Origin of the sequence: Moraxella sp. 179-F 1C4 NHS (genome assembly GCF_045370505.1) — a bacterium.
Classification (GTDB): domain Bacteria; phylum Pseudomonadota; class Gammaproteobacteria; order Pseudomonadales; family Moraxellaceae; genus Faucicola; species Faucicola tetraodonis.
On sequence record NZ_JBIQEC010000013.1, the window covers coordinates 32584 to 51888 of the forward strand.

Consider the following 19305-nt stretch of genomic DNA (forward strand, 5'->3'; position numbering starts at 1 on the left):
CATCCTTGTTTTTTATCTTGTTTTTTAACTTGTATTTTTAACTAGGTCAAATAGCAAAACGACGTAACCTGACATTACGTCTTTTTTGTTAGCTAGCTATTAGTTATTTGCTAGTTATCTGGTAGTTATTTGGTCGTCGCTTGTTGGCGTTTTTTCACTTCCAGTTTGGCAATCATGCCTTTATGCACTTCGTCAGGTCCATCGGCAAGGCGTAGGCTACGGGCTTGGTTAAAGAACATCGGCAACAGCGTATCTTGGCTCACACCCATACCCCCATGCAGCTGAATCGCCATATCGACGACTTCTTGTAGTACCGTTGGGGCGACCACTTTAATCGCTGAGATTTCGGTTAACGCCGCTTTGGTGCCGAGTTTATCCATTTTATAGGCAGCATACAGGGTTAGCAGACGCGCTTGGTCAATTTTGACACGGGCGTCAGCGATACGTTCACGGTTGCCCCCTAAATCAAGCAGCGGTTTACCAAATGCGCTACGGCTTAGCCCGCGATCGATGGCAAGCTCTAGCGATTTTTCTGCAGCACCAATACAGCGCATACAGTGGTGAATCCGACCCGGTCCTAAGCGCCCTTGGGCAATCGCAAATCCCTCGCCTGCCCCGCCGATGACATTGCTAAGCGGTACACGCACGTTGTCAAAAAGCATTTCGCCATGTCCATGCGGTGCATCATAATCATTAAACACTTTGAGCATGCGTTCAATCTTGACGCCTTGGGTATCAATTGGCACCAACACCATGGTGTGCTGATGGTGGCGATCTTTGTTCTCATCTGGGGTGTGTGCCATAAAAATAATAAGTTTAGCGTTTGGATCGCCCAAACCTGATGACCACCATTTGCGACCGTTGAGCACAATTTCATCGCCTTCGACAATCGCTGTGGCTTGCATATTGGTGGCATCACTACTGGCTACTGCAGGCTCTGTCATGCCAAACACGGAGCGAATCTCGCCTGCCAATAACGGCGTTAACCATTGCTGTTTTTGGGCGTCGTTACCGTAGCGCCAAATCAATTCCATATTGCCACTATCTGGCGCATTACAGTTAAACACATGTGGGGCAATAAGACTTCTGCCAGACAACTCAGCAATATGGGCATATTCTTGAACACTTAATCCTTGACCGAGTTGCTCGTCTGGCAAAAACATATTCCATAAATTTTGCGCACGGGCTTTGGTTTTTAATTCTTCAAGTTTGGCAGGCCATTGCCAAGTCGTCCAATCGCCTGTGGGATTAAGCTTATGCGCCGCTTGCCAAAATTCTGCTTCAATCGGTTCGATTTCGGTTTGAATAAATGCTTTGGTACGGGCGATGTAGTCTTTTGCTTTATCGCTAAGTTGGAATTCCATTAGGCATTGTCCTTTTTCGGCTAAAACAATTATTGAATCAGCTTAACGGATTTATTATCATGAATAAAATGATTTTAATTAGTAAAATACTATGAATAAAATTCATACGACTGAGATGTCTTAGCCAAATTATTGAGCAAACAACCGCCCTCTACTTGTAAGGTATTATCCAAATGTTGCATAAAAACCCGTTAAAGCAGCTTGATTTAAATTTACTTAGGCTATTTATTTATATTTTTGAGCTCAAAAATCTTACTCATACTGCAGAAGCTTTGCATTTGAGCCAATCTGCCATTAGCCATGCGTTAGGTCGTCTTCGTCAGGCGCTCGGGGACGAACTTTTTTATCGGGAAAAAGGTGAGCTGCACCCCACGCTGTATGCCAAACGGCTTTATCCCACAGTCAAACAAAGCTTTGAAAATCTCGAACAAATATTTCAAACTAACCATTTATTGAGCGACAGCAAACTTGGCGAGATGGCGCAGCAGAGCTTTACTAAGTTGACGATTGCCATGCACGATGAAATTGAATTGATTGTGTTTAACAAATTGGTCAGCCAAATTCATCAAGTCCTGCCCAATTGCCAAATCACCAGTAGCCGGCTCAATCGCTCAGCGCTTGCGCATGAACTAAAAGTTGGACAGCTGGATTTTGCCATTGATGTGGCGCGGGTGGTGGATAGTGAGATTGTGCATCAACCCTTGTTACGAGATGAGTTTGTGCTGGTACTGTATGCGCCAAATTTTGCCGCTGAATTGGCGAATGAACCGACTATTACCCAAGCCCAGTATTTTGCCAGTCAACATATAACTGTGTCATCACGGCGGCTAGGTCTGTCGATTGAAGATAGTTTACTGTCCAAAGCAGGTTGGCAGCGGCAGAGTAAAATCCGTTGCCAACATTATGCCACTGCTTTTCAATTGCTAAAACAAGACAAACTATTGCTTACCTTGCCGCGCCAGTTAGCCACCACATTTTTGCCACCCGCCCAAGGCTGGCAGATTTTGGATTTGCCGATTGCGTTGACTCATATCGAGTTACACGGCTATTGGCACCAACAACAACAGGTTGACCCCCTATATGGCTGGCTAAGACAGCAGATTTTTAGTGCGTTTCATTAGCTCGTTGCGCTTATTGATTATTTATAGGCTATTGATGATTTATTCAGACAGTAGCTGCTCAATACGGCCAGCGTGCCGCTCTTGCTGTTTAGCGAGAGTCAAACGATTGGCGATGATGATTGATTTTAACTCCGCTAATGCCACGTCGAAATTGTCATTAATCACCACATAATCAAAATTCACGTATTGCGACATTTCATTAACCGAACCGGCAAGACGTTTTTCAATGACCTCTTGACTGTCTTGTCCGCGATTGGAAAGCCGTTGGCGCAGCGATTGGCGGTCCGGCGGTAGGATAAAAATGGTCGTGGCATCGGGACGCAATTTTTGCACTTGCAGCGCACCCTGCCAGTCGATTTCTAAGATGACATCCAAGCCATTGGTCAGCATAAATTCTACTGTGGACTGGGCGGTGCCATAGTAGTTTTCAAACACTTCGGCATGCTCCAAAAACTCACCTTGCTTAATCATATCAGCAAATATCTCGCGGCTGACAAAATGATAATGCTGCCCATCAATCTCACCAGGACGTGGCTTGCGAGTCGAATGCGAGATACTCACCGCCAAGTCATTGGTCGTTGCAATCAGCTGTTTGACCAGCGATGTTTTGCCAGTACCGCTTGCTGCGGTGATGATAAATAATGAGCCTTTGGTCATGACATATCCTTAGGGGTTTGATTAAATAAGTAGTAGCCATTTTTGAATCGGCTATTTTAGCAATTTTTGCTAACAATTTCTGCGTAATTTAGCCCTTCAATACCGATTCGCTGATTTTTTACGTTTAACATATTTTGCGTGTATGAACTCATGGTAAACTAGCCACATGAATCATCAATGACTGAAGAACTGCGTTATGAAAATTTTACTCGCCAATCCCCGTGGTTTTTGTGCTGGGGTCGATAGAGCCATCGAAATCGTTAATGTCTGCCTTGAGCGCTTTGAACCGCCTATTTATGTGCGCCATGAAGTGGTACACAACAAATTTGTGGTGGAAGACCTTGCCAATCGCGGTGCGGTGTTTGTCGAAGAGTTGGATGAAGTGCCGGATGGGGCGATTGTGATTTTTTCAGCGCATGGCGTCTCCAAAGCCGTGGAAGATGAAGCCGAACGCCGTGATTTGACGGTGTTTGATGCCACTTGCCCACTGGTTACCAAAGTCCATATCGAAGTCAATAAATTTGCCAAAACAGGCGTAGATGCGGTGTTGATTGGTCATGCCGGTCATCCAGAGGTAGAAGGCACGATGGGGCGCTTCGATCCACAATACGGTGGACGTATTCACTTAATTGAAGATGTGGTGGATGTTGCCAATCTTGACCTACCGGCCGATACTGATTTGGCATTTGTCACCCAAACCACCCTATCAATGGATGACACCGCAGAAGTGATTGATGCGCTAAAAAATAAATTCCCCAAAATCCATGCACCGCGTAAAGATGACATTTGTTATGCCACCCAAAACCGTCAAGATGCGGTCAAGGAGCTTGCGGCGCGTTGTCAAGTGGTGTTAGTGGTGGGCTCACCCAACTCATCCAACTCCAATCGCTTGCGTGAACTCGCGGAGCGTTTGGGCGCCAAAGCGCATTTGATTGATAATGCCGGCGAAATGCAAAAAGACTGGTTTGCAGGCGTGGATACGGTAGGCGTGACTGCGGGTGCATCCGCGCCTGAAGTATTGATTCAAGAAGTATTAGATACCTTACAATCCTGGGGTGGCGAGAAACCTGAGGAATTATCCGGTATTTTGGAAAACGTCACCTTTAGCTTGCCCAAAGCGTTACGCTCACCCCAACTGCCTAATCCTAGTCAATCCAAGATTTAACAGAGATATAGTATCGGATAGATGGCAAGTAAAGCCGGGTATAAGTATGCTCGGCTTTTTATTGGTCATTTAATTATTGGTGATTTAAACCCTGCTTGCATCATTTTTTTATTATTTAAAAATTAAAAAATTGTGATGCTTATGCTTGAAATAGTTTTGCATTCACCCTAACTATGACAACGAACCATCATAAATTGGGTTAATTATTTTTATTCTTATTTTTAGGAGTTACTTACTATGGCAGATTCAAACAAAACTGAGCCAAAAAAACATAGCTTTGAAGCTGAAGTCGCGCAACTATTACATCTAGTCACCCACTCGCTTTACTCCAATGCGGATATCTTTGTGCGTGAGCTGGTGTCAAATGCCTCTGATGCCTGTGACAAGTTGCGCTTTGAAGGCAATCAAAATGACGCGCTGTATGAAGGTGACAGTGAACTACGCATTCGCATTGATATTGATAAAGATGCCAAAACCATCAGTTTTATTGACAATGGTATCGGTATGAATGAAGCCGATGCCGTAGAACATTTGGGTACTATTGCCAAATCAGGTACCAAAGCTTTCTTAGAAAAATTATCCGATGCACAAAAACAAGACGGCAATTTGATTGGTCAATTTGGGGTGGGTTTTTATTCAGGTTTTATCGTAGCGGACACCATCACGGTGGAATCGCGTAAAGCAGGTGAGCCTGCCAGCCAAGGCGTACGCTGGGTTTCAGACGGTACCGGTGAATTCACCACCGAAACCATCGAAAAGCCTACCCGTGGCACGACAGTGATTTTACATGTTACCGATGAACACAGCGAATACCTTGACCGCCAAAAAATCAAATCTTTAGTCAATAAATACTCTGACCATATCAGCTTGCCCATCCAAATGCGCAAAGAAGTTTGGCAAGAAGAAGAACTCACTGACGCGCAAAAAACTGCTAATTCAGAAGCAGGGGGCGAAACTGCCAAAGGTGAGATGCCCCAAGGTCAAATGATAACCACCGATGAATGGGAAACCATCAACCAGGCCAATGCCTTATGGACGCGCTCACCTTCAGAAATTGAAGACGAAGAGTATAAAGAATTTTATAAAAATCTTACCTATGACTATGATGAACCGCTAACTTGGACGCACAACCGTGTCGAAGGACGTCTCCAATATACCCAGCTGCTATATATCCCTAAGAAAGCACCGTTTGACCTGTACCAACGTGAGCAAAAACACGGTCTAAAACTGTACGTCAAACGTGTATTTATCATGGATGATGCCGAGCAGTTATTGCCGATGTATTTGCGTTTTGTCAAAGGGGTGATTGATACCGCTGATTTACCGCTCAATGTCAGCCGTGAAATCCTGCAAGAGTCTCGCGATGTCAAATCTATCCGCGATGGTAACGCCCGCCGTATACTGACTGTGCTAGCTAGCCTAGCCAATAGCGATGAAGCCGAAAAGCAAGAAAAATATAAACAGTTTTATGCTGAATTTGGCAACGTCTTGAAAGAAGGCTTGGGTGAAGACCAAAGCAATATGGATAAAATTGCCAAATTATTGCGCTATGCCACTACCACTGATGACAATGTGGTCACCAGCTTTGACGACTATAAAGGTCGTATGAAAGACGGTCAAAAGGCGATTTATTATCTAACAGCTGAGAACCTCGCCGCCGCCAAAACTAGTCCGCAACTTGAAGTGTTCAAGAAAAAAGGCATTGAAGTCATCTTGATGACCAACCCGGTTGATGAATGGGCAATGAACTTTATGTTTGAGTACGATGGCACACCGCTACAAAACATCGCCAAAGGCGCGGTAGACTTGGGCGATTTGACCGATGAAGCCGAAAAGGAAGAAGCCAAAAAAGCGGAAGAAACCTTCAAGCCTGTGGTAGAAAAACTCAAAGGCGTGTTAGGTAGCCGTGCTAAAGATGTACGAGTATCCAACCGCCTTGTTGATAGCCCTGCTCTGCTCGTTACCGCTGATGGTGAACTATCGCCACAGATGATGCAAATGCTCAAACAAATGGGTCAGCCTGTGCCAGAGAGCAAACCAATTTTGGAAGTCAACCCAAACCATCCGCTCATTCAAAAATTGGAAAGCGCAGAGCAGTTCGACGACCTCGCGCAAGTGATTTTTGACCAGGCATTACTTGCCGAAGGCGGTCAATTAGACGACCCAGCCGCTTATTTAAAACGCGTCAATGCGTTGTTGATGAAGTGATGTTGGCTAGGGGCGTAATGCTTACGCCCTTTATAAATAAAGTCGGGCATTTGCTCGGCTTTTTTTAAATCAAATTTGCATACATTCAGTATGTATGTTAGATTAAAACAATAATTTAACAGGAGATAAGTTATGATTAACAGTGTTTATTCAGTCATTATGACAGACGATATTAAAAAATCGGCAGATTTTTTTATCAAAAATTTTTCGTTTGATGAAACTTTTGCCAGCGACTGGTATATTAGTTTAAAAAATAATACTGGTTTTGAATTAGCTTTTATAGACTATCAACACGATACGATACCTATAGATTTTAGAAAAGTTTCTTCTGGTATCATTCTAAACCTTGAAGTGGATAACGTGGATGGCTATTATAATAGATTGAAAACCTGTGATGAAATTCGCTTTTTGCTTGACTTAACGATTGAAGATTTTGGTCAAAAACATTTCATTATAGAAACTTCCCAATCGCTTCTTGTTGATGTGATACAAATTATTCCACCTAGTGAAGAATTTGCCAAAAACTATCTTTAAAAGTATAAAAAAAGTGTAAAGTTGTATGAATAAAAACGAGCTTGCTTCTCAGCAAACGATTAAATTATTGGTGAATATTGCTAGAGAACATTTTTCAAGATTTGGGTATGCAGATGCTTCTTTAGAATCAATTGCTTCTGAAGCAGGTTTAACAAGAGGTGCTCTATATCATCATTTTAAGAATAAAAAACATTTATTTATAGCGGTTGTCACGGAAGTACAGCTTGAAATAGCTGATTCAATTGCCACACAGTCGCAATTAGTTAACGACCTTTGGGAGCAACTAATTGTAGGCTGTATTGCTTTTATTCAAACAGCAATCACCGAAAAAAATAAACGAATATTGTTAATCGACGCTCCAAACGTCATTGAATGGCGTGAATGGAAAACGATTGATAATGAAAATTCCTCAAACTTATTACTGGAACATTTACAGAGTCTGTCTAAAAAAGGTTTTTTGGTGGAAATTGAAGTATCCTTAATCTCAAGTATGATTTCTGGTGCTTTAGACGAACTTGCACTGAATATTGCTGAATCAAATCTAATGTTAGATGTTGAAAAGCTTTATGAAATAATTTCTACACTCGTTAAAGGTTTTAAAAAGTAATAGGTCTAAATTACTGCAGATAACTTCAAATCGTTATCTCTCTGCCACCATACATTGTTTTGGCGTTTGCTTGCGATTGAGTGAGGTGATACAGCCCCAACTACCATCGACTTTACTATCGCCAATGCGGTACATGGTTAGCGTCTGACCATTGAGCCAGCGATTGGGAAACGGCACGCCTCGTACTGTCGCTTGAATCATACAATGACTGTCAGTTGGAATGCTTTCTGCTTGGGTCAGCACTTTTAGCACCACTTTTTGGTTATCTGTGCTTAGCGGTGTATTGACAGGACATTGACCGGTGGCTTTATAGATGGCATCGACTCGCCCCTGTGCGCTTTCTACGATATCAAGCACCTCAAACAGCGTGGCATTGGCTTTTTGTTTGGCATAAATCGGCAAAAACTGCACTTGTATTACAAACAAAGAAAACGCATAAAAGCCAAACGCCAGCGCCAAACCCACCAAACTTACACCGCCATGCCTGCGGATATGAGCCAGCTGTTTTTCCTCATCCCGCGGATACATTTCAATCGCATCGGCGATTTCACGGCGTGCCATCCGATAATAATAAGCATCGCTCCAACGTGCTACCATTACCGACCAAAACAGCCAAATCGCAAGCCCAATGCCAATACGTAGCGGCATACGAATCGCTTCATCAAGATTGCGTATCAATAAATACTCTATCGCCACCAAAATGATAGTGACATTAAGCTGAATAAATGACCATCCCGCCACCGAATAGACAATGCTATCTAAGAATCGCTTACGGTATAACAGCCAAGGAAACGTCATCAAAAACCCTGCCCAATGCCACTTTGCCGTCAATCGCCCTGCCTCATCAAACTGGGCAAAACGCTTGAGATAATACGCCTGCGAGCGATTGCCGATAAAGGCTTTGTCATACATTAGACGCTGTTTATCGGTTAGCTGGGGCTGCCAAAATGGCGGCGGTGATGTTTTTTCAAGAAATAACATGGCGATTAGGGATTATCCATTGGTTGTTTTCACTTGTTGAGGTTTTCACTTGTTGAGGTTTTCACTTATAATAGCCGAATTTTATCACAACCACCCTTTATCACACCAACTACGATTTTTGCAAATGATGACACCCCAACACACCCAAACTTCTGAGACAGTCGATGTGGCTAAACCCGATACTCACCGCCGTTCTCCCAATCTCTCCACTACCCCACAACCGAATGATGAAAACCCTGATTCATCCCTGCACTATCGCGCCATTCAAACTTTTATGAAGCGCAAAACCCATGTGGGCAAAAAGGCAGAAGCTGGGTTACAGTCAGACTTTGCCCATTTTTTTGTCCAGCCCAACTTGGACGCAATTCAAGCGATGGACATCACTGACATCAGCGATTTGCGAACCCTGTTTACCAATCCAGCCGCGCCTTTGACATTTGAAATCGGCTTTGGTATGGGCACAAGTTTGGTGGAAATGGCAAAAAATGACCCAACACGAAACTTTGTCGGCATTGAAGTGCATGAGGCAGGACTGGGTAATTGTGCATTTTTGGCAGGGGAAATCGGTCTAAATAACCTCAAACTCATCAGCGGCGATGCCATTGCTTTGATGCAGCAATTACCGGCGGCGCATATTGACACGCTGCAGTTGTATTTTCCTGACCCTTGGCAAAAAAAGCGCCATTACAAACGCCGTTTTGTCAGTGCTGATCGCATGAGGGTGGTGGAACGGGTGCTTAAAAAAGGCGGCATATTTCATGCTGCCACCGATTGGGAACATTATGCCCATTGGATGATTGAAGTCATGGATGGTTTAACCGCGTTTGCAAATGTCGAAGGCAAAAACAGCGAAGGTATAGGTAACTTTTTGCCGCGTCCCGATTTTCGTCCCCTGACTAAATTTGAAAAACGCGGTATGGAGGAAGGTCGCGCTATTTACGATATTATGTATCGCAAAGTCTAGCGCGTTGACAATTTTATGTCATAAACAGGATAATCACAGCGATTATCCTTTTTTTATGCCTAAAATTTTTCTACAATGTGACTTTTCGTTATTAGATGGTATCTATCAGGATGTCGATTAGCGTGTGATGCCACGTAAAATCTCTATGACTGCTATCAATTTTTAGTGGTTTTATTACCTTGAATCGGGATGACCTTAGGAGTGATGGGATGACACCCGTTTATATTACATTTACGTTGTATTTGATTTTGGTATTAGGCATCGGGTTTGCGGCATATTTTGCCACGCGTAACTTTGATGACTATATTTTGGGTGGCCGTAGTCTGGGCAGTTTTGTGACCGCGATGTCGGCGGGTGCGTCAGATATGTCAGGATGGCTGCTGATGGGGTTACCTGGGGCGATTTATGTATCGGGGCTGAGTGAATCTTGGATTGCGATTGGTTTGGTGATTGGGGCGTATTTTAACTGGCTTTTGGTGGCGGGTCGACTGCGGGTGCATACTGAGTTTAATAACAATGCGCTAACTTTGCCTGAATACTTTCACCACCGCTTTGGCGCCAACAATAAATTGATTAAAATTGCTTCGGCGGCGATTATTTTATTTTTCTTTACCATTTATTGCGCCTCAGGCATTGTCGCAGGTGCGCGACTATTTGAAAGCTTGTTTGAAATTGATTATACCACGGCTATGTGGCTAGGGGCATTTGCCACCATTATCTATACCTTTATTGGAGGATTTTTGGCGGTAAGCTGGACGGATACTATTCAGGCAAGTTTGATGATTTTTGCGCTGGTATTTGCGCCCATCATGGTTTATTTAAACTTAGGCGGTATGGATGAGATTCATGCGGCGGTCAGTATGGCGGCACAGGCAAATAACAAAAACTACGGTAACTTGCTGTTTGGTACGTCATTCGTCGGTATCATCAGTGCGGCTGCGTGGGGCTTGGGTTATTTCGGTCAGCCGCATATTTTGGCGCGTTTTATGGCGGCAAATTCGGTCAAATCACTAAATAATGCCCGTCGTATCGGTATGACTTGGATGATTTTATGCCTAGCAGGCGCGGTGGCGGTCGGTTATTTTGGGCTTGCCTATATGACGGTGCATCCTGAGCAAACTGCCATCTTAAAAGATAACAACGAGCGTATCTTTATCGGTTTGGCACAATTGTTATTTAACCCTTGGATTGTCGGTGTGGTATTGTCTGCTATTTTGGCGGCGGTCATGAGTACCCTCAGCTGTCAATTATTGGTATGCTCAAGCGCGATTACAGAAGATTTTTATAAAGGGTTTATTCGCCCTACTGCCACGCAACAAGAGCTGGTTTGGATTGGTCGATTCATGGTGCTTTTGGTCTCAGCGATTGCCATTGTCATTGCCCAAAACCCAGACAGCAAAGTGTTGGGATTGGTCTCTTATGCTTGGGCAGGATTTGGCGCGGCGTTTGGTCCTGTGGTATTGATGTCGTTATTTTGGCGACGTATGACTGGCACAGGTGCATTGGCGGGTATGCTTGTAGGCGCGTTGACGGTCATTGCTTGGAAACCATTAACCGGTAGTAGTCTTTATGAAATCGTACCAGGCTTCATTTTAGGCATGATTGCCATCTATGTGGTGTCGCTGTTAACGCCCGCATCTAACAAAGTTATGGCACGTTTTGATGATGCCAATAAAGCCTTTAACGCAGCCCGTTAATATTGAATGACAATTTAAATAGTAATTTAAATGACAAAAGGGTGATACAGCTATCGCCCTTTTTTGTTTTTCCTTTTCGTTATTTTTTTATTGTCAAATGAAAAACAACCAAATGACAAACAACAAAAAAGCCAAACATCAAAATGCTTGGCTTAGCAAAATACGGGACTTTTCAAAATCCTGGGCGTTAAGTTATTTGCAAATGGTGGCGATGAAGAGACTTGAACTCTTGACCTCACGATTATGAGTCGTGCGCTCTAACCAGCTGAGCTACATCGCCATGTTTGGCAAATTTGCAGGATTTAGGCAGAATTTTGAAACTATTTCTTGCCTGTCATGGGGTGCATATTATGCGTATTTAACCCTATGTCGTCAAGCATTTTGTCACATTTTTTTTCATTTTCTCAAAATTTAATTTTTTGCCCGTTATGACTGAGCATTGCCTGACTGTTGGCTTCAAAATCACTTGAAATGACAAAAACCCGTGAACGTCACTTGAATTTTTGCATATATTTACCATAATAGTATCAACGTGCCAAAATATTATATTGGTTACTGTCATACTCCCCTAATCTCTCAACCTTATGATTTATCACAACTATAAAAACCCATAAAAGGAAGCACTCTTGAGCGATACCATCAGCAGAACGGTCGATTTATCATCTCTAAAAGCCCACCAACTCAAAACCCTATTGGGCGAATACAATAACCACATTAAGTACCTTGAACATCGCCTGTCAGTGCACATTCACCAACGCAAAACCGATTTTGTGATTTCAGGTGAGCTTGATTCAGTCGCGCGTGCTGAGCGTATTTTGGTACAGCTTGCCGATGAAGCACAAAGCAACGACGTCATCTCGCCAGAAGATTTGCACCTGCTCGTGCAAACGAGTTTTAGCCGTGAGCAAGATTTAGCGCTAGAGAATAATGCCGCTAGCGCAAATGGCAGCGAGCGCGCCGATAGCACTGAATTCACCCCGATTAGTTTGAGAACCCGTAAAGGAAAAATCATTCCCCGCGGTTACAACCAACAGCAATATGTCAAAAAAATCTTACTCTCTGATGTCTCGTTTGGCGTAGGTCCTGCAGGGACGGGTAAGACTTACTTGGCGGTGGCTTGTGCGGTGGATATGCTAGAGCGTAATGAGATTGAGCGTATTTTGCTGGTGCGCCCTGCGGTGGAAGCAGGGGAAAAATTGGGCTTTTTACCAGGCGATTTGACCCAAAAAATTGACCCTTATTTACGCCCACTTTATGACGCTTTATATGAAATGCTAGGGTTTGAAAAAGTGGCAAAACTGATTGAAAAACAAGTCATTGAAGTAGCCCCCCTCGCCTACATGCGCGGTCGTACCTTAAACAATTCGTTTGTGATTTTGGATGAAGCACAAAATACCACCCCTGAGCAGATGAAAATGTTTTTGACCCGTTTGGGTTTTGGCTCACGTGCGGTCATCACGGGCGATATGTCACAGGTGGACTTACCTCGCGGCACCAAGTCAGGCTTGCGGCATTCGCTAGAAATCTTGGCGGATATTGAAGAAATTCATGTGACGCGGTTTGATAGCAAAGATGTGGTACGCCATCAATTGGTTCAAAAAATTGTGCAAGCCTATGATAAATACGATGAAGCGCAAGAAGCGATTAAAGAAGCCAAAAAGCAATCGCGCCTACTTGAACAAAGCCAAGCACAGTCTCAAGCAGCAAGTTCGGCTATCGGGGTAACGGATAACAACGCTCCGATTGATAAAGCATCGAATGATAAAGCTCCGATTGATAACGCACCCATTGATATAGGTATCGCGGAGTAGCTTATGTCATCAGCTTTGCCAACCCAAATTGATTTAACAGGTGATTTAGCTGGCGCTTTGCCGCAAGCGCCGCTTAGTCAAGTGCCGATGAGTCAAGTGATAATTAGTTTTGCTGAAGACTTAATTGCGCTGCCAAATTTTGGCGAACTTGAAGCCTTGTACCAACAAGACAAGATTGTCGCTATTTTGCAGCAAGTTCTGCAGTATTTTCAAACCCATCAAGACACCACTGAGATACCTAGTCAACTGGGTGAAGTTATCTTTCAAAAAACCGTTGAATTAGAAATTTATGTCACGGAGCCTGTGGAAGCTCGCGCCATCAATTTGGATGCGCGTGGCAAAGACTACGCCACCAATATTTTATCCTATGCCAGTGAATTGCCTGAAGCTGTGCTAGAATTACTGCCCGCATTGCCGCTAGGTGAACTAGTGATTTGCCATGCGGTGGTGGTTAGTCAAGCTGCTGAGCAAGGCAAAACAGTAGAGCAGCATCTGACCCATTTGCTGGTGCATGGGATGCTGCATTTGCTGGGTTTTGACCATGAACTTGGGCAAGCTGAGCAAGATGAAATGGAAGCGATTGAAATCGCTGTCCTTGATAAGTTATCCGTTGCCAACCCTTATGAGTAAAATTTCAATTGAGTAAATCTATCACCAAATCAAGTATTGGCATCATCTACGCGGGCGGCACTTTTGGCAGTTATGGCAAACCGCTTGCTAGCTTAGATGCTGATATTTTTTTACCTGTGTTATCACAGATTTTACAGACCCATTTTGCCACCTACCCAAACCATGCACACGACCCTGTGAATTGGCGGATATTAGATAATGAGGTCATTAAAGACAGTAGCCAGTTAACGCCTGCTGATTTCGCGCATTTTTATCAATTGATTGTACAAGCCATTGGGCAAGGGCTTCGCCAATTTGTGGTGCTAACAGGCACGGATACGCTCAGCTACCTTGCGGCTTTTTTGGCAGAGTGTTTTGCTGGTAGTCATATCAGTATTGTGGTGACAGGGGCGATGAGACCTTTGCTTGATAGCAATGTGTTAACTGATTACCGCATCGACCCGCAGAGCGATGCCACGCAGAATTTATTTGATGCTTGCAAATTAGCCCGTCATGGTGAGCCTGGGGTGCGGGTGTGTTTTTCTGGTGAAGATTGGCCTGCGCAAACTGTGCAAAAAATTCATAGCCATGATTTAATGGCGTTTGTGGGGCACCACCGTGCTGGTTATCCCGCCAATAGCTATACCTCAAAAATCACCCAGGCTCAGCATCAACTTTGGCTAGAAGATCGGTTGAGTCAATTGCCGCAAGTCTTTGACAGCTTGTCCCATGCCAATATTGCCACACTTTATTTGACACCCTTAGATACGCATTTGCTCGCCACTCGCTTGGATAATTTATTGTCTGAAAAACCTGATGCCATCATTATTTTGGCATTTGGTGCAGGTAATGTGCCGTATGCCAAATCTATCAAAAACCAATTATTACAGGCGAAAAAACAAGGCTGTCTAGTTGCAGTGACGACCCAATGCGCGTATGGCGGCGTCAGCCAAGCGTATGAGGCGGGGGCATGGCTGGCTCAGTGTGAGGTTTTGATGACGGGACGATTGACCTTACCTGCGATATTTGCGCGTTTGCTTTGGTTGATTGGCAGTTATGACACCCCTGCTCGCCGCCGTCAGCGCTGGGTGCATTGTCTAAAAGATACCCACACCGTCGCCTAATAACTGATTAGTTGTTATACTAGGCTTTTTATCGTATGTTTTGGCAAAATTGGCTTTTTTATGACTGTAAATACTTATGCGATCAGCATTGAATTTATTGGTACTCGCTATCGCGGCTGGCAACGACAACAAGAAGTTGATAGTATTCAGCAGCATGTTGAAGCAGCGTTATCAAAGATAGCTAATGAACCCATAGAAGTCATCGCTGCAGGTCGTACCGATGCCGGCGTCCATGCGTCAAATATGATTGCCCATTTTCAAACCAGTGCCACGCGTCAGCCTTATAATTGGCTGCGTGCCGCAAATTCTCTGCTACCCGATGATATCGCAGTGCGCTGGATACAAGTGATGCCTGCTGAGTTTCATGCGCGCTTTTCTGCCATTGCTCGACGCTACCGCTATATTACCCTCAACCACCCCTTTCGACCTGCGATACTCAATCAGCAAATTACCCATGAATATGCCCCGCTTAATGTCGAACTGATGCAGCAGGCAGCGACCTATCTGGAAGGCACTCATGATTTTACCAGTTTTCGTGCCGCTTCCTGCCAATCTAATCAGCCTGTCCGCCATGTCCATTTTGCCAAATTGATTCAGCATGGTGAGCTGTTAGTGCTGGATATCCAAGCCGATGGTTTTTTGCATCACATGGTGCGAAATATTATGGGTACGTTGTTTGAAATTGGGCGCGGTGAAAAGCCAGTCGCATGGATTGAAGCACTGCTACTTAGCAAAAATCGGTCACTTGCGGCAGCAACTGCCTCTGCCGATGGGCTGTACTTTATCAATGCGCTGTATCCACCCCAATTTCAATCACTGTTACCTGCAACAAGGCTATCCCCTATTTGGCTAAATTTGCCTGAATAAGGTCGCGATGCGTGCAAATCTTTTAGCTGTTTTTTTCAATTGATTGATTTAGGGCTTAAAAGTTGCGATAACACACGCATCAGCGTATAATCTGCATTTATACATTTGACTCATAGATATAGGTATTATGGCAAAAAAAGACGATGTAATTGAATTTGAAGGCGAAGTGGTCGATACTTTACCTAACACTTTATTTAAAGTGCGTTTAGAAAATGGGCATGAAATTATTGCGCATATTTCTGGAAAAATGCGTAAAAACTATATTCGTATCTTAACAGGCGATAAAGTTAAAGTTGAAATGACACCTTACGACTTATCGAAAGGACGTATTACTTACCGCGGTCGATAGTTGTTTAGCTAGATATAGTTAGTAAGAAGAGGGTTTTAACTCAATGAGTTAAAACCCTCTTTTTTTCGTGACTGCTCAGGTCAATAAATTCTTACAAAAATGTGATTCTACGGTTGTCAATTGTTAAAATTTTGATTATTCTTTACCTAACCAAAGGAAGGTATTACGTCAATTCTAATTTATTGATAAGTTTTTGTTAAATTAGCTATTAGACGTGATGATTAAAATCAAACAGGGAGCTTCACATGTCATTTAAAATTTCTTCTCTTGCGCTAGCCGTTGCTACGCTTTCTACTGTCTCTATCGCAAACGCCGCCGGTCTAGACCGCTCTACCCAACCAAGCTGGGCTTTTACCGAGCAAGGTACTTTTGCCTATGTTGAGCACGTTACCATTGATCCAAAAATCGAGGGTAAAGATAACGCAAAGGTTGCGACAACTGACGCAAACTTTACCGCTGGTCGCAATGTCCCTGATATGGCCGATGATTACCAGTTTTTAAACTTTGGCGCAAAAGCCGATGTTAATGATACCATCAGCGTAGGGGCATTTTTTGATCAGCCTTGGGGCGCAGATGTTGATTTTTCTGGCGATAACAACTTTGTTGGTGCACCAACTTCTATAGTGAATGGTATCTATGCTCAGGCAGCAGCGGGATTGCAAAATGCAGGTATTGCACTGCCTGTTACCAATGCGACAGAACTGCAAACCGCTATCTCAACCATCCAAAATCAAGTTACTGCAGGGCAAGCGCGATTAGATGCAGCAAATACTCAATTAGCGAGAGCTCAAGCCGCTTTGGCTGCTAACCCTGATTTAGCGCCTGTTTTAACGCCACAAATTACTGCACTTCAACAAGGGATTGCTGCAGGTACTACCCAAGTTGCGGCTGGTACACAAGCAGTTAAGACTTTATCTACCGCACAAGCGGCTTCACAAAACTTATCTAAAGTCACAGGTGCAACCAACGTTTCTATCAGCAGCCAAAATTTCACAGGACTGTTGGGGGTAAAACTGGGTGAAAAGAAAAATATTCAAATCTATGGTGGTCCTACGATTCAGCGTTTAGAAGGTGATGTCCATTTACGTGGTAACGCTTATAAAACCGCCTCTGGCTATGATGCAAATATTACGCGTGATACGGCTTATGGCTGGATGGCTGGGATTGCTTATTTAAAACCTGAAATTGCCCTCAAAGCCGCGTTAACCTATCGCTCTGAAATCGACCATGACGTCAATATGACGGAAAATCTTCCTGCACTTGGTGCAGCGGGTGTCGGCACCAATGAAATTACTATCACCACGCCGAAATCTGTTAACTTAGATTTCCAAACAGGTATCAATCCAACAACCCTTTTAACCGCAAAAGCACGTTGGGTACCTTGGAGCGATTTTGCGATTAAACCAAAAATCTATGGTAGCGCAAGCGGTCTAAATTTAGTTTCTTATGACGATGACGCTTGGACTGCTGAAGTCGGTCTAGGTAAGAAACTATCGCCACAATTAGCTATTTCAGGCGCTGTGGGTTATGACTCAGGTGCAGGCAATCCCATCACTTCTCTAGGACCTGTGGAGGGCAACTGGAATGTGGGCTTAGGAGCAAAATACAATTTGACGCCTGAATGGGCTATCTCAGGCGGCGTTAAATACTTGATGTTTGGTGATGCCAAAGCAAAACTACCCGATGGTAGCATTGTTGGTGATTTCCAAGACAATGATGGCTGGGTATACGGTCTACGTTTATCTTACCAAAAGAAATAAGCTAACTTTCAATAACATGAAAGCTAATCTGTTCATCAGGTTGGCTTTTTTTATGTGTCTAGTTAATCAATGTTGACACAGTAAGCCTTTCATGATTATTACATAGGTGCCACTTCAACAACATATCGTATGGTTTAATTTGCAAGATTGGTCAGCGCTATCGTGAGATTACCAATGCTTGGTACCGTGACGCCATTGGTTTTTTTTGGATAAAGTTTGGCTTTTTGCACTTGTTGGCAAATAAATTTATCCACCTCTTGATCACCCGATGTTTGCGTAATCCTGCATTTTTCCACGTCACCTTTGGCATTGACATTAAGTTTTACTTGCAGGCTTGATAGCTGCTTTAGTGTCACAATACGCGATAAATTGGGTGGTAACTGCGTGTTCGGTTTTTTCTGCCAACTTGCATCCGCATTGCCAAAGGTGATGGGTGTTGCTGGTTTTGCTGACGAATTAATAGCTGGGACATCGGGGATAGCTGAAATAACTGGGCTAACGGGCTGATTTGGCGTTTTTTGTATTTGAGGGCGCATCGAGTCTTTAGATGATTTAGCAGATGATTTAGCACGCTCATCGTGAGTTATAGGTTTTAAAGCATTATCGGCATTGGTATGGCTTTGGTTGATGGTCGCTGATTTGGACTGAGTAAGAGATTGGCTATTATTTAAATTTATGTTGCGTTCTATTTGTGCCGCTTGCTGTTGTTTATAGTGAGCGTTATTTTCACGCGCGTTCATTAATGGCTCGCTAGGAATATCTTGTGATTTTTTTTGGGGTTGAGTTTGGCTTCTACTTTGACTTTGACTTGTTTTAGATAACGCAGTTTTAGGTTGACTGGCTTTTTTTTGGTTAGTCGAATTACCTATCGTTGGTCTGAGTTCGATTGGCTTGTGGTTATTATCTTTTGCTGGGTGATTCACCGGTTTAGCGGGTGTAGGGTTTGGTTTTGGGAACGTTTTTTCTTTAATATCAGCCGCTTGTGTGTTAGTGCTAGGATAAGGTTGTTTGGCAGGGTCTACATGACGGATAACTACAGGCGGTTGTGAATGGTAGGTCTGCGAGGGGTGAGGCTGCCGCTGGATAAAGCTAATTTCGAGCGGCTGTGTGGTTTGCGGTTTGATTTTTAATGGCGTTTGGTACTGAAAAAATAGATATAGCAGCAGCCCATGCAACGCGGTAACGATGCCAACTACCACTACCCTAATATATAGTTTTGACGATTTGTTATCGAATGATGGGGTAGATAGCATAACAGGGAAATCGCTTGATGCACGCTTCAATGATTGGATATGATATTACCATCTTAATATAATTGTGCCATAAATCAAATAGTTAGTTTGCTATTTAAGGCGCGTATATCGCAAAGCCAACACAACGTTTACCCGACTTTTGATGCAGGTGATTGCACATTTTTGCAACGGCATGAATGGTGTTTTACCGTCATGATAGCACAATAAACCTAAAAAAATGTCTTGGGAAGCCAA

The 19305-nt window shown here is 43.6% G+C and carries 17 protein-coding genes and 1 tRNA gene; 13 read left to right on the top strand and 5 right to left on the bottom strand.

Annotated features, from left to right (window positions below; all coding sequences use genetic code 11):
- Nucleotides 1–125 precede the first annotated feature (125 nt).
- The gene (locus ACH0AB_RS07545; protein ID WP_188875331.1) at nucleotides 126–1364 is read right to left on the bottom strand and encodes an acyl-CoA dehydrogenase family protein; all 1239 of its coding nucleotides are present in this window, start codon (nucleotides 1362–1364) and stop codon (nucleotides 126–128) included.
- A 173-nt stretch (nucleotides 1365–1537) separates the two neighbouring features.
- Between ACH0AB_RS07545 and ACH0AB_RS07550 the strand changes: the two genes are divergently transcribed.
- On the top strand, nucleotides 1538–2485 hold the full coding sequence (locus tag ACH0AB_RS07550; protein WP_406877783.1) for a LysR family transcriptional regulator: 948 nt from the start codon (nucleotides 1538–1540) through the stop codon (nucleotides 2483–2485).
- A 39-nt stretch (nucleotides 2486–2524) separates the two neighbouring features.
- Here the strand turns inward: ACH0AB_RS07550 and gmk are convergent, their stop codons facing one another.
- On the bottom strand, nucleotides 2525–3142 hold the full coding sequence (gmk, locus tag ACH0AB_RS07555) for a guanylate kinase (RefSeq protein WP_060994683.1): 618 nt from the start codon (nucleotides 3140–3142) through the stop codon (nucleotides 2525–2527).
- A 196-nt stretch (nucleotides 3143–3338) separates the two neighbouring features.
- Between gmk and ispH the strand changes: the two genes are divergently transcribed.
- From ispH to ACH0AB_RS07575, 4 genes are all read left to right on the top strand, one after another.
- Nucleotides 3339–4307: a 4-hydroxy-3-methylbut-2-enyl diphosphate reductase gene (ispH, locus tag ACH0AB_RS07560; protein ID WP_406877784.1), complete on the top strand. Its 969-nt coding sequence runs from the start codon at nucleotides 3339–3341 to the stop codon at nucleotides 4305–4307.
- Nucleotides 4308–4544: 237 nt separating this feature from the next.
- Nucleotides 4545–6515 (top strand): molecular chaperone HtpG, encoded by a 1971-nt coding sequence (htpG, locus tag ACH0AB_RS07565; RefSeq protein WP_406877785.1) that lies wholly within the window; start codon nucleotides 4545–4547, stop codon nucleotides 6513–6515.
- 132 nt (nucleotides 6516–6647) lie between these two features.
- Nucleotides 6648–7049 carry a VOC family protein gene (locus ACH0AB_RS07570; protein WP_248145284.1) on the top strand — a complete coding sequence of 134 codons (402 nt, stop codon included), beginning with the start codon at nucleotides 6648–6650 and terminating at the stop codon, nucleotides 7047–7049.
- Nucleotides 7050–7074: 25 nt separating this feature from the next.
- Complete coding sequence (locus ACH0AB_RS07575) at nucleotides 7075–7656, top strand: TetR/AcrR family transcriptional regulator (RefSeq protein ID WP_406877786.1); 582 nt, start codon at nucleotides 7075–7077, stop codon at nucleotides 7654–7656.
- 33 nt (nucleotides 7657–7689) lie between these two features.
- Here the strand turns inward: ACH0AB_RS07575 and ACH0AB_RS07580 are convergent, their stop codons facing one another.
- Nucleotides 7690–8637, bottom strand: coding sequence for a pilin (locus ACH0AB_RS07580; protein WP_406877787.1), 948 nt, complete (start codon nucleotides 8635–8637; stop codon nucleotides 7690–7692).
- Nucleotides 8638–8761: 124 nt separating this feature from the next.
- Between ACH0AB_RS07580 and trmB the strand changes: the two genes are divergently transcribed.
- Entirely contained in the window at nucleotides 8762–9601 is an 840-nt protein-coding gene (gene trmB, locus ACH0AB_RS07585; RefSeq protein WP_406877788.1) for a tRNA (guanosine(46)-N7)-methyltransferase TrmB, read from the top strand.
- Nucleotides 9602–9810: 209 nt separating this feature from the next.
- Nucleotides 9811–11298 (top strand): sodium/proline symporter PutP, encoded by a 1488-nt coding sequence (gene putP / locus ACH0AB_RS07590; RefSeq protein WP_406877789.1) that lies wholly within the window; start codon nucleotides 9811–9813, stop codon nucleotides 11296–11298.
- Between the two features lie 203 nt (nucleotides 11299–11501).
- Here the strand turns inward: putP and ACH0AB_RS07595 are convergent.
- A tRNA-Met gene (locus tag ACH0AB_RS07595) sits at nucleotides 11502–11578 on the bottom strand.
- Between the two features lie 346 nt (nucleotides 11579–11924).
- On the opposite strand from ACH0AB_RS07595, the gene ACH0AB_RS07600 reads away from it, so the two are divergent.
- The 6 genes from ACH0AB_RS07600 (at nucleotide 11925) to ACH0AB_RS07625 (ending at nucleotide 17818) form a co-directional block, all read left to right on the top strand.
- On the top strand, nucleotides 11925–13109 hold the full coding sequence (locus tag ACH0AB_RS07600; RefSeq protein WP_406877790.1) for a PhoH family protein: 1185 nt from the start codon (nucleotides 11925–11927) through the stop codon (nucleotides 13107–13109).
- Between the two features lie 3 nt (nucleotides 13110–13112).
- Nucleotides 13113–13739 carry an rRNA maturation RNase YbeY gene (gene ybeY / locus ACH0AB_RS07605; RefSeq protein WP_406877791.1) on the top strand — a complete coding sequence of 209 codons (627 nt, stop codon included), beginning with the start codon at nucleotides 13113–13115 and terminating at the stop codon, nucleotides 13737–13739.
- Nucleotides 13740–13747: 8 nt separating this feature from the next.
- The gene (locus ACH0AB_RS07610) at nucleotides 13748–14842 is read left to right on the top strand and encodes an asparaginase (protein ID WP_406877792.1); all 1095 of its coding nucleotides are present in this window, start codon (nucleotides 13748–13750) and stop codon (nucleotides 14840–14842) included.
- Nucleotides 14843–14902: 60 nt separating this feature from the next.
- Nucleotides 14903–15709, top strand: a complete 807-nt coding sequence (gene truA, locus ACH0AB_RS07615; protein ID WP_406877793.1) for a tRNA pseudouridine(38-40) synthase TruA — start codon at nucleotides 14903–14905, stop codon at nucleotides 15707–15709.
- 127 nt (nucleotides 15710–15836) lie between these two features.
- A complete protein-coding gene (infA, locus tag ACH0AB_RS07620) occupies nucleotides 15837–16058 on the top strand; it encodes a translation initiation factor IF-1 (RefSeq protein ID WP_007116282.1) in 222 nt (73 codons plus the stop codon).
- A 245-nt stretch (nucleotides 16059–16303) separates the two neighbouring features.
- Complete coding sequence (locus tag ACH0AB_RS07625; RefSeq protein WP_406877794.1) at nucleotides 16304–17818, top strand: outer membrane protein transport protein; 1515 nt, start codon at nucleotides 16304–16306, stop codon at nucleotides 17816–17818.
- Between the two features lie 134 nt (nucleotides 17819–17952).
- Here the strand turns inward: ACH0AB_RS07625 and ACH0AB_RS07630 are convergent, their stop codons facing one another.
- Nucleotides 17953–19071 (bottom strand): energy transducer TonB, encoded by a 1119-nt coding sequence (locus tag ACH0AB_RS07630; RefSeq protein WP_406877795.1) that lies wholly within the window; start codon nucleotides 19069–19071, stop codon nucleotides 17953–17955.
- Between the last annotated feature and the right edge of the window lie 234 nt (nucleotides 19072–19305).

What these genes read in the sequence shown, in the direction of transcription:
- truA (WP_406877793.1), top strand. Translation starts at nt 14,903, where the DNA reads ATGACTGTAAATACTTATGCGATCAGCATTGAATTTATTGGTACTCGC.
- ACH0AB_RS07570 (WP_248145284.1), top strand. Translation starts at nt 6,648, where the DNA reads ATGATTAACAGTGTTTATTCAGTCATTATGACAGACGATATTAAAAAA.
- ACH0AB_RS07575 (WP_406877786.1), top strand. Translation starts at nt 7,075, where the DNA reads ATGAATAAAAACGAGCTTGCTTCTCAGCAAACGATTAAATTATTGGTG.
- ACH0AB_RS07580 (WP_406877787.1), bottom strand. Translation starts at nt 8,637, where the DNA reads ATGTTATTTCTTGAAAAAACATCACCGCCGCCATTTTGGCAGCCCCAG.
- infA (WP_007116282.1), top strand. Translation starts at nt 15,837, where the DNA reads ATGGCAAAAAAAGACGATGTAATTGAATTTGAAGGCGAAGTGGTCGAT.
- ACH0AB_RS07630 (WP_406877795.1), bottom strand. Translation starts at nt 19,071, where the DNA reads ATGCTATCTACCCCATCATTCGATAACAAATCGTCAAAACTATATATT.
- putP (WP_406877789.1), top strand. Translation starts at nt 9,811, where the DNA reads ATGACACCCGTTTATATTACATTTACGTTGTATTTGATTTTGGTATTA.
- ispH (WP_406877784.1), top strand. Translation starts at nt 3,339, where the DNA reads ATGAAAATTTTACTCGCCAATCCCCGTGGTTTTTGTGCTGGGGTCGAT.
- ACH0AB_RS07625 (WP_406877794.1), top strand. Translation starts at nt 16,304, where the DNA reads ATGTCATTTAAAATTTCTTCTCTTGCGCTAGCCGTTGCTACGCTTTCT.
- ybeY (WP_406877791.1), top strand. Translation starts at nt 13,113, where the DNA reads ATGTCATCAGCTTTGCCAACCCAAATTGATTTAACAGGTGATTTAGCT.
- htpG (WP_406877785.1), top strand. Translation starts at nt 4,545, where the DNA reads ATGGCAGATTCAAACAAAACTGAGCCAAAAAAACATAGCTTTGAAGCT.
- ACH0AB_RS07550 (WP_406877783.1), top strand. Translation starts at nt 1,538, where the DNA reads ATGTTGCATAAAAACCCGTTAAAGCAGCTTGATTTAAATTTACTTAGG.
- gmk (WP_060994683.1), bottom strand. Translation starts at nt 3,142, where the DNA reads ATGACCAAAGGCTCATTATTTATCATCACCGCAGCAAGCGGTACTGGC.
- ACH0AB_RS07545 (WP_188875331.1), bottom strand. Translation starts at nt 1,364, where the DNA reads ATGGAATTCCAACTTAGCGATAAAGCAAAAGACTACATCGCCCGTACC.
- trmB (WP_406877788.1), top strand. Translation starts at nt 8,762, where the DNA reads ATGATGACACCCCAACACACCCAAACTTCTGAGACAGTCGATGTGGCT.